This window comes from Holdemanella porci, assembly GCF_019052655.1.
GTDB classification, from domain to species: Bacteria; Bacillota_I; Bacilli_A; order Erysipelotrichales; family Erysipelotrichaceae; genus Holdemanella; species Holdemanella hominis.
In genome coordinates this window covers 1-536 of sequence record NZ_JAHQVB010000174.1, presented here as the reverse complement: position 1 = coordinate 536, position 536 = coordinate 1, and the positions used below count along the sequence as shown (strand labels likewise).

The window sequence follows — 536 nt, the reverse complement described above, 5'->3', positions numbered from 1 at the left end:
ACAGAATACGATAACGAATTCGATGTTCTTCTTGATTTAAACGCATTGATTGATAAATATGACAAATCTGATCAGTCTATCTTTCGTGATTTTGCAGGTTTCTTAAGAAGGAATCTTATACCTATAGTTAATTCCTTCACCCGTATAAAAGTGTATAGAAAAAGCGCACGTACAGAAAAAGAATATTACGCGCGCCTTTCCAATGGACCAATGGAATCCTTTAATCGAAAGCCAAAAGATTTAAAAAGAGATTCCAGAGGTTTCTCCGATTTCAATTATACACGCAATCGCATCCTATGGGCTACAAGGAAAAATCCAAGCATAAAAGGAGTTCCTAAATCTATGGATCAGATTCTTTCAAAAAAAGGAAAGAAACGTGGATCATACAAAAAGAAAAATCAAAAGTAATAAATAGAAAATTATAATAATGTTGAACAATGAACATAACAAAAAAGGATCTCAGTTTTATAACCATAACTGAAATCCTTTTAATCATTAAAAACAAATCTAGGGGTCTATAGGTTCATGCCGATATG

At 32.3% G+C, this 536-nt stretch carries 1 protein-coding gene; it reads left to right on the top strand.

The window, feature by feature from the left end; all coding sequences use genetic code 11:
- The coding region (locus KTQ83_RS12020; protein ID WP_217285067.1) for a transposase at positions 1-408 on the top strand (408 nt) is incomplete at its 5' end.
- Positions 409-536: the final 128 nt, after the last annotated feature.